A 9,486-nucleotide genomic window follows, 5' to 3' on the forward strand; every position below is an offset into this window, starting at 1 on the left:
CCCGTAGAGGACATCCTCGGGCGTCGGCGGGCCCTGTCCGGCCCGGCGCACCGCCTCGATGTAGGAGCTGCTGTGGACCCGCATCAGATCGGCCTGGGTGGCCGCGTCGGGTGCCAACGGCTCGACACCATCGAGAAGACCTAGGCTTTCGGCCAGCGACATGGTGTATTGCAGGCGCGCCGGCTTCATCGGATGCTCTGGACTCCAGGTGTAGCCGAGGAATCGCTCGGTCCACACGACGGTCCCACTGGTTTCGCTGCGCGGCGACGTGACCATGGTCGCCACGCTAGCCGGAAGCAGCGGCCCCCGTGCGGCGTTGACATGCAGTAGAAATAGGGCCGCTGGTCCGACGGGCGGACCGGCGTTCGCGCGTGGGTAGAATTCGTGCTGACGAAGGGGTATCAGGTGAAGGATCTGGTCGACACCACGGAGATGTATCTCCGTACCATCTACGACCTCGAGGAAGAGGGCGTGGTGCCGTTGCGGGCACGCATCGCCGAACGCCTCGAGCAGAGTGGTCCGACGGTGAGCCAGACGGTCGCGCGGATGGAGCGCGACGGCCTGTTGCTCGTCGCGGGCGACCGCCATCTCGAGCTCACCGACAAGGGCCGGTCCATGGCCGTCTCGGTGATGCGCAAGCACCGGCTCGCCGAGCGGTTGCTGGTCGACATCATCGGTCTGGACTGGGAGAACGTCCACGCCGAGGCGTGTCGCTGGGAACACGTGATGAGCGAGGAGGTGGAGCGGCGCCTGATCGAGGTGCTCAACCACCCGACCACCTCGCCCTACGGCAACCCCATCCCCGGTCTGGACGAACTCGGCCTCGGCGACGTGCCCGCCGCCGAGGAGAAGCTGATCCGGCTCTCCGATCTGCCCAACGGCGCGCTGCACGCGGTGGTCGTGCGCAGGCTGGCCGAACACATCCAGACCGACCCGGAGGTCATCGGGCGGTTGCGTGAGGCGGGCGTGGTGCCCGACGCACGCGTTACCGTGGAGACCAAGCCGGGTGCGGTACTGATCACGGTGCCGGGCCACAACGGTTTCGAACTGTCCGAAGAGATGGCGCATGCCGTCCAGGTGAGGCTGGTCTGATTCGTGAAACTTCTTGTCACCGGCGGCGCCGGCTACGTGGGTGGCGGTTGCGCCGCCGTGCTGCTCGAAGAGGGCCACGAGGTGGTCGTGGTCGATGACCTCTCGACCGGTAACGCCGACGGTGTGCCGGCCGGTGCCCGGTTCGTCGACGGTGATATCGCTGTCGCCGCCCCCGATCTGCTGCGTGCCGAATCCTTCGACGGTGTTCTGCATTTCGCGGCGCAGTCGCTGGTCGGTGAGTCGGTGGAGCAGCCGGAGAAGTACTGGCACGGCAACGTCGTGAAAACGCTCACGCTGCTCGAGGCGATCCGTGAGACCGGAACCCCCCGCCTGGTGTTCTCCTCCACCGCCGCGGTGTACGGCGAGCCCGAGCAGGTCCCGATCACCGAGGCCTCGCCCACGCGCCCCACCAATCCCTACGGCGCCAGCAAGCTGGCCATCGATCACGCCATCACCTCCTACGCGGTGGCGCACGATCTGGCCGCGACCAGCCTGCGCTATTTCAACGTGGCGGGCGCCTATGCCGGGCTCGGCGAGAACCGGGTGGTGGAAACGCATCTGATCCCCCTCGTGTTGCAGGTGGCGCTGGGTCATCGCAAGGCCATTTCGGTGTACGGCACCGACTGGCCGACGCCGGACGGTACGTGCGTGCGTGACTACATCCACATCCGCGACCTGGCGCAGGCGCATCTGCTCGCGCTGTCGTCGTCGCAGCCGGGCACGCACCGGATCTGCAACCTGGGTTCGGGCACGGGTTTCTCGGTGCGCGAAGTGATCTCGGCGTGCGAGCGGGTCACCGGTCTGCCGATCGAGACGATCGACGCGCCGCGCCGCGCGGGTGACCCGGCCGTATTGATCGCCTCCAGTGACCGCGCGGTCGCCGAACTGGGCTGGCGACCCGAGCACAACGACCTCGACGAGATCGTCTCCGACGCCTGGGATTTCCTGCGTTCCCTCGGCACGAAGGCCCACAGCGCTCGCTGACCTGCCTGCCTCACCGGGTGATCGGGCCGATGTCGACCCCGAGATCGGCGGCGATCTGGTGACCACACAGCGCGAGTCTGCGCAGCCGTTCGGGCCGCAGTCCGGTCTGTAGCGAGGTCTCCAGCAGCACCGCCATCGCGTGCTCGGCGTCGGCCTCGACGGCGGCGCCGATCGCGACGCCGGCGAACGGTCCGTCGCCGCGCAGGTAGGCACTGAAGCCGAGCAGCGACGCTGCTTCGGCGCGGTCGGTACCGGGTGTCGCCCTGGCCAACTGCGCCCACAGCCGCTCGGCGGCTTCGGCGTGATCGCCGACCGCGAGGCCGTACACGGCGTCGCGGATCGGCCGGTCGCGCAGGGTCGCGGCCAGTCGCGCGAGTTCGCGTGCGGCACGCGGTGCGCCGGACGCGGTGTCGGCGATCTGCCACAGCACCCATTCCAGTGCCCGCCGCTGGTAGGCCAGGGCGTTACCGGCGCGCGTCGCCGCCGCCAGCCCACCCCGGTAGCGCGCGTCCGCGGGCCCGAGCTGAGCGCGCACGCGCGCGCTCAGCAGCTCGTCGGGAACCATCAGCGCCGTCATCTCCTGACGCGAGCCACGAATCTGCTTGCCTTCCAGCACATGTGACACGGCCACGATCGAGGACGACGGATCGGCGACCAGGCCGGTCCCGACCAGGCCGAACACACTGCGGTAGCGTTCGCCCGCCGCGATCGCGGGAACCGACCAGGCGCCGCGGACCGCGATTCCGTCCTCGGCCAGTACGTCGATCAATTCGGCCGCGCGCAGGACCTCCTCGCTCTCGAACTCGGCACGGTCCTCGACGAAGACGGCGAGCACCCCGGTCGCCTCTTCGCGCAGGCAGATCGATGCCAGGCAGGCGGTGAACTGGTCGAGCAGCCGGATGTCGGTGGCCACGTCGAGGTCGAAGCGCACCACCGCCTCGATCGCCTCGGCCGCACCGCCCGCCACCTCGTGCAGCACGGCGACGACGAGGGACCGTTCGGGGACGAAGCCGAGCATCGCGGGCAGGGCGGCGATCAGCTCACCGGGTTCGTCGACCCGCAGCGGTGGGCGCGGCAGCCCGCCGGGATAGCGGGGAGTGGATTCGGCGCAGCCGAGTGCGCGGGGAAACGGTCCGGAGCGCTTGACCCGGCGGGTGGGGTTCGTCGAAGGCGTCATGGCTCCACGGTGCCCGCCGGCTCCCCCACACCGGGTGCACCGACCTGGGCTTTCATCCGCCCTGTGTGTAGCGCCGAAGCTGTGGACCGATCCCGCTCCCGGCCATGCGCGGCGGGCGAACCTGTCACCGCCTGGTGGTAGGCGCTTCAGCTACCGCGTACGGCGGCGGCGGTGGTGGCGAACATCTCGTCCACTGCGGCCGTATCCGGTTGTCCCGCACCGAAGGTCATCGACGTCACCGTGATGCGCACGTCGCCGATCTGCCCGATCGAGGTCTGCATCGTCTGCGTCAGCCCCGCACCGCCGACTTCGGGAACCACGGTGCGCCGCAACGCTATCGCGTCGTCGGTACCGGTCGGCGCGGTCCGGTCGAGCGCGGTCGTGACGGTGGACCCCGCACCCGCCCGCCGAACCTGGATCAGCCCGCACTCACCGAGTCGATCGCGCAGCGACGACACCGGTTCGGCGCTCCGCGACAACTCGACGGTCAGGGTGGCCCGGCTCGCGTCATCGGTCCCGACCGCCACCGCCGCGGGCTCCCCGCCGGGCTCTGCCTCGACCGGTGTGCATTTCGCCGGGCTGACGGTCGCGCCCGCCCCCACTCCGTCGAGATCGGCCGCGGCCGCCGTCGCCGCCTGCGCGGGCAGCACGACCGCCGGATACCGGGCCGGAAACTGCGACGGCGCGGGCAGCAGCTCGGCCAGCGAACCATCGATCTGCCGCACCGATACCGCGCTCTCGGCGACCGGTGTCCCGCTGACGCTCTGCGCACACCCGGTGAGCGCGAAGGACACGGCCACCAACCCCAGCCACCAGCGGCGCAGGCCCGGATCACCCGCGCGGATCGGTGTCGCCTGCGCCACGTTCACACCGTCCACTGTGCCCCACCGCCTCGATCGGTCCGGTCGCGCCACGCCGGGCGGCGGCGCGGCACACCCCGGTCCCCCGCGCCGGGCGGGAATGCGCGAGGTGTCCATGCTGTTGCCTAACAGGACGAGCCGTCCCCGGCCGTGTGTGATGGCACTGCTCGCGTGGGGGACAATGGAGATCCGCTTCCCCACCCCGCGAGCGATGGTGGACCGCGCAGGAAGGAGAAACGCGATGGATGACCAGTCGCATATGTACGAACTGGAGTTTCCGGCGCCGCAGTTGTCCTCGGACGACGGTGCGGGCCCCGTGCTGGTGCACGGTCTGGAAGGTTTCACCGACGCCGGGCACGCCGTGCGTCTGGCGACGACCCATCTGCGCGAGAGCCTCGAATCGGAGCTGGTCGCGTCGTTCGATGTCGACGAGTTGCTCGATTACCGGTCGCGCCGCCCGCTGATGACGTTCAAGACCGATCATTTCGCCGATTACGCGGAACCGGAACTGAACCTGTGGGCGTTGCGCGACACCGCGGGCACCCCGTTCCTGCTGCTCTCGGGCCTGGAACCGGACCTGCGCTGGGAGAAGTTCACCACTGCGGTGCGGCTGCTGGCCGAACAGCTCGGTGTGCGCCGCACGATCGGCCTGTCGGCGATTCCGATGGCGATCCCGCACACCCGTCCGCTCGGTGTCACCGCGCATTCCTCGGATCGTTCGCTGATCGGCGAGCACCAGCGCTGGCCGGGCGAGTTGCAGGTGCCGGGCAGCGCGTCGTCGCTGCTCGAGTACCGGATGGCGCAGCACGGCCACGAATCGCTCGGATTCTCGGTGCACGTGCCGCACTACCTGGCCCAGACCGATTACCCCGAGGCCGCGCAGACGCTGCTGGAGAACTTCGCCGACAACGCGGGCCTGGATCTGCCGCTCTCCGCGCTGGGCGAGGCGGCCGCGCGCGTGCGCGAGCAGGTCGCCGAGCACATCGCGGGCAACGAGGAGGTGGAGACGGTCGTCACAGCGCTGGAACGCCAGTACGACAGCTTCGTCACCGCCCAGGAACGCCAGTCCAGCCTGCTGGCCGCCGACGGTGAACTGCCCAGTGGCGAGGAACTAGGGGCGGAGTTCGAGCGCTTCCTGGCCGAGCAGGGTGGTTACGACGACACCTCCGGCGAAGGTAAAGACTGACCCCCACACCCACTAGGGTGGTCGGAGTGGATCTGACCGACCTACTGGAAATTCCCGGGACCGACGCCGACGCGCTCTACGAGTCGTTCGCGGCGTGGGCTGCCGAGCAGGGCACAACCCTGTATCCAGCGCAGGACGAGGCGCTGATGGAGTTGGCGTCGGGGTCCAATGTCATCCTGGCGACGCCGACCGGCTCCGGAAAGTCTCTGGTAGCGGTCGGCGCGCACCTGTTCGCCATGGCCAACGGGCAGCGCAGCTACTACACCGCGCCGATCAAGGCGCTGGTCAGCGAGAAGTTCTTCGCGCTGTGTGAGGTGTTCGGCGCGGAGAACGTGGGCATGGTGACCGGTGACGCGGCGGTCAACGCCGACGCCCCGATCATCTGCGCCACGGCCGAGATCCTGGCGAACCTGGCGTTACGCGAGGGCGCGGCAGCCGAGGTCGGGCAGATCGTGATGGACGAGTTCCATTTCTACGCCGACCCGGACCGCGGCTGGGCGTGGCAGGTGCCGATCATCGAACTCCCCCGCGCCCAATTCCTGCTGATGTCGGCGACATTGGGCGAAGTGGACTTCTTCGCCGCCGATCTCGAGGCGCGCACCGGCCGCTCCACCACGGTGGTCGCGGGCACCGAACGTCCTGTCCCACTGACGTTCTCGTATGTGCGCACCCCGATCACCGAGACTCTCGAAGAGCTGGTGACCACCCACCAGGCGCCGGTCTACGTCGTGCACTTCACCCAGGCCGCCGCGCTCGAACGCGCGCAGGCGCTGACGAGCGTGAACTTCGCCTCCCGTGCCGAGAAGGACGCGATCGCCGCCGCCATCGGCGAGTTCCGGTTCGCCTCGGGCTTCGGCAAGACGCTGTCGCGGCTGATCCGTCACGGCATCGGTGTGCACCACGCGGGGATGCTGCCCAAATATCGCCGCCTCGTGGAGAAGCTCGCTCAGGACGGGCTGCTGAAAGTGGTGTGCGGCACCGATACCCTCGGCGTCGGCATCAACGTCCCGATCCGTACCGTGTTGTTCACCGGTCTCACCAAGTACGACGGTGTGCGCACCCGCAGGCTCAAAGCGCGTGAGTTCCATCAGATCGCCGGGCGCGCGGGTCGCGCGGGCTACGACACGATGGGCACCGTGGTGGTGCAGGCTCCCGAGCACGAGGTCGAGAACACCCGCCTCATCGCCAAGGCGGGTGACGACCCGAAGAAGCAGCGAAAAGTGGTGCGTCGCAAGCCGCCGGAGGGTTTCGTCTCGTGGAGCGAGGAGACCTTCGACCGGCTGATCGCCGCCCCGCCCGAGCCGATGGTGTCGCGCTTCGCGGTGACCAACTCGATGTTGCTCAATGTGATCGCCCGCCCGGGCAACTGCTTCTACGCGATGCGTCACCTGCTCGAGGACAACCACGAGCCGCGTCCCGCGCAACGCAAGCACATCCTGCGAGCCCTGCGCCTGTACCGGTCGCTGCGCGATGCCGGTGTGGTGCAACAACTGTCCGAGCCCGACGCGAAGGGCAGGATGGCGCGGCTCACCGTCGACCTGCAACGCGATTTCGCGCTGGACCAACCACTGTCACCGTTCGCGCTGGCCGCGTTCGACCTGCTCGATCGCGACAGTCCCACCTACACACTCGACGTCGTCTCGCTGATCGAGGCGACCCTCGAGGACCCGCGCCAGCTACTGATGGCCCAGCAGCACAAGGCTCGTGGTGTCGCCGTCAACGAGATGAAGGCCGACGGGATCGAATACGAGGAGCGCATGGAGCTGCTCGAGGAAGTCACCTGGCCCAAGCCCCTGGCCGAGCTGATCGATCCGATGTTCGAGACCTACCGGGCCGGCCACCCGTGGGTGTCGGAGTTCGCGCCGTCACCGAAGTCGGTGGTGCGCGACATGATCGAACGCGCGATGACCTTCGCCGAACTGATCTCGCACTACGAACTGACCCGCTCCGAAGGCGTGGTCCTGCGCTACCTCGCCGACGCCTACCGCGCCTTGCGCCGCACCGTGCCCGACGCCGCCCGCACCGAGGATCTCGACGACCTCACCGAATGGCTCGGCGAACTCATCCGCCAGGTCGACTCGAGCCTGCTCGACGAGTGGGAACAGCTCACCAACCCCGGCGCCGAGAACGACGCCCAGCAGATAGCGTTCGGTGCCGAAACGGTGCGCCCGATCACCGCCAACGAACGCGCCTTCCGGATCATGGTGCGCAACGCCATGTTCCGCCGGGTGGAGCTGGCGTCGCGACACCGCTGGTACGAACTCGACCAACTCGGCACCGGCCCCGATTGGGCCGAGGACTTCGCCCCCTATTTCGACGAGTACGCCACGATCGGCACCGGCCCCGACGCGCGCGGCCCACAACTGTTCGGGATCGAGCAGCGGCCCGGTTTCTGGCATGTCCGCCAGGTGATCGACGACCCCGCGGGTGATCACGGCTGGGCGGTCACGGCGATCGTGGATCTCGAGGAATCCGATGCCGCGGGCGAGGTGGTGTTCGACGAGGTCACAGTCACGGCGGGATGAGTAATACCAGTTGCCTATGACGAATATGACGAATGTTTGACGGATTCGTTGTTGGGTAGGCGCCGCTGATAGTCTCTCCCGGCTGCCGACCGAAAGTTCACCTGTGCCCGAATCCCCGTACCTTGTCATCGACCCCGAGCGGGTACGTGCCAACTACCGAACCCTCGACGCCGCCGTCGCTGTCGGCACCCGGATCCGGTACGCGGTCAAGGCGGCGCCGGTGGCGGAACTGATCACCCTGCTCGACGACGAGGGCGCCGAATTCGACGTCGCCAGCATCGGCGAGATCGACCAGTGCCTCGACCTCGGTGTCGCGCCCGAGCGGCTCTGCTACGGCAACCCGATCAAGAAGAGCGCCCATATCGCGCGCGCCTTCGCCCTCGGGGTGCGCCGCTACGCCTTCGACACCGAGGACGACCTCGACCGCATCGCCGAGCACGCGCCCGGCTCCGAGGTCGAGTGCCGGTTCCTGTCCTCGGCCCCCGAATCACGGACCCCGTTCGGCACCAAGTTCGGGTGCGCGCCCGCCGAAGCCCTGCGGCTGCTGGTGCGCGCCCGGGATCTGGGTCTACGGGTCGGCGGCCCCTATTTCCACGTCGGCTCCCAGCAGCTCGACCCCGCCGCATGGCGGATCGGCATCGAGCAGGCGGGTGCGATCGTCACGGCGTTGGCGGACAAGGACATTCACGTCACGGCGGTCAATGTAGGTGGCGGTCTGCCGATCTCCTACGTCGACGCCGCCCCCGAACTCGACGCGATCGCGGCCGCCATCTCCGGTGCCGCCGCCGAGTTCCTGCCCGCGGCCATCGGCCTGATCGTGGAACCCGGCCGTGCGCTGGTGGGTAACGCGGGCACTGTGCACGCCGAGGTCGTCGGCGTGCGATTCGCGCCGGATGGCCGGCGCTGGGTGTATCTCGACATCGGCCGATACAACGGTATGGCCGAGACCGAGAACGAGTACATCGCTTACCGTTTCGTCACCGATCGCGACGGCGATCCGGTGTCGGAGGCGGTGGTCGCGGGTCCGACCTGCGACGGCGACGATGTACTGTATCAACGCACGAAGGTCCTTCTGCCGACCACGTTGCGAGCCGGTGACCGGATTCAGATCCTGCACACCGGCGCCTATACCGCGAGTTATTCGTCGGTGTCCTTCAATGGTTTTCCGCCCTTGACCGTTCATGTCTCGGGCGCTGAGCGAGAGTGAGTTTGCCCATGACGGCGGAATTCACCGGTTGGCATGTGCTGGCCGAGTTCGGTGGCGTCGACACAGCCCTGTGTGACGATCTCGAACGACTCGAATCGGCGTTGCGTGAGTCTCTGATCGCGGCGGGCGTCACCATCTGCGAAGTCGTTCACAAAAAGTTCGATCCGCAGGGGGTGACCGTCCTCGCGCTGTTGTCGGAGTCTCACGCCTCGATTCACACTTATCCGGAGTCCGGCGACATCTTCGTCGACGTCTTCACCTGCGGCAGCATCGGTGCGGGCGCGACGAAAGCCGTCGAGTTGCTCCGAGACAAGTTGTCCCCCACCACAGTTCGGATGCAGACGGTCCAGCGTGGCCACGGCGCCGAGAAGATCTACGAACCGGTGGGCGACGGCCTGACCCGGATCTGGGATCTGCACGAGGTGATCGTGGATACGAACACCCCGTTCCAGCAC

General features: G+C 68.2%; 8 protein-coding genes and 1 pseudogene. 6 read left to right on the forward strand and 3 right to left on the reverse strand.

Features of this window, described 5'->3' with window-relative positions; translation table 11 throughout:
* Positions 1–276: pseudogene (locus ACFWF3_RS12805) on the reverse strand (acetoin utilization protein AcuC); the annotation flags it as partial.
* A 129-nt stretch (positions 277–405) separates the two neighbouring features.
* Between ACFWF3_RS12805 and ACFWF3_RS12810 the strand changes: the two are divergent.
* A complete protein-coding gene (locus ACFWF3_RS12810) occupies positions 406–1,092 on the forward strand; it encodes a metal-dependent transcriptional regulator (RefSeq protein ID WP_379221941.1) in 687 nt (228 codons plus the stop codon).
* A 3-nt stretch (positions 1,093–1,095) separates the two neighbouring features.
* A complete protein-coding gene (gene galE, locus ACFWF3_RS12815) occupies positions 1,096–2,076 on the forward strand; it encodes a UDP-glucose 4-epimerase GalE (RefSeq protein WP_378626657.1) in 981 nt (326 codons plus the stop codon).
* A 10-nt stretch (positions 2,077–2,086) separates the two neighbouring features.
* On the opposite strand, the gene ACFWF3_RS12820 is transcribed toward galE, so the two are convergent.
* Together ACFWF3_RS12820 and ACFWF3_RS12825 are read right to left on the reverse strand one after the other, a co-directional pair.
* Entirely contained in the window at positions 2,087–3,253 is a 1,167-nt protein-coding gene (locus ACFWF3_RS12820; protein WP_379313821.1) for a DUF4192 domain-containing protein, read from the reverse strand.
* A 146-nt stretch (positions 3,254–3,399) separates the two neighbouring features.
* A complete protein-coding gene (locus ACFWF3_RS12825) occupies positions 3,400–4,122 on the reverse strand; it encodes a sensor domain-containing protein (RefSeq protein ID WP_379313822.1) in 723 nt (240 codons plus the stop codon).
* Between the two features lie 232 nt (positions 4,123–4,354).
* Between ACFWF3_RS12825 and ACFWF3_RS12830 the strand changes: the two genes are divergently transcribed.
* From ACFWF3_RS12830 to speD, 4 genes are all read left to right on the forward strand, one after another.
* Positions 4,355–5,299, forward strand: coding sequence for a PAC2 family protein (locus tag ACFWF3_RS12830; protein WP_378988602.1), 945 nt, complete (start codon positions 4,355–4,357; stop codon positions 5,297–5,299).
* A gap of 26 nt (positions 5,300–5,325) precedes the next feature.
* A complete protein-coding gene (locus ACFWF3_RS12835; RefSeq protein ID WP_379313823.1) occupies positions 5,326–7,824 on the forward strand; it encodes a DEAD/DEAH box helicase in 2,499 nt (832 codons plus the stop codon).
* A gap of 103 nt (positions 7,825–7,927) precedes the next feature.
* Complete coding sequence (locus ACFWF3_RS12840) at positions 7,928–9,031, forward strand: type III PLP-dependent enzyme (RefSeq protein ID WP_378626650.1); 1,104 nt, start codon at positions 7,928–7,930, stop codon at positions 9,029–9,031.
* 8 nt (positions 9,032–9,039) lie between these two features.
* A partial coding sequence (gene speD / locus ACFWF3_RS12845; RefSeq protein ID WP_379313824.1) for an adenosylmethionine decarboxylase occupies positions 9,040–9,486 on the forward strand: 447 nt, incomplete at its 3' end.

Source organism: Nocardia sp. NPDC060220 (genome assembly GCF_042727815.1).
Lineage (GTDB): Bacteria > Actinomycetota > Actinomycetes > Mycobacteriales > Mycobacteriaceae > Nocardia.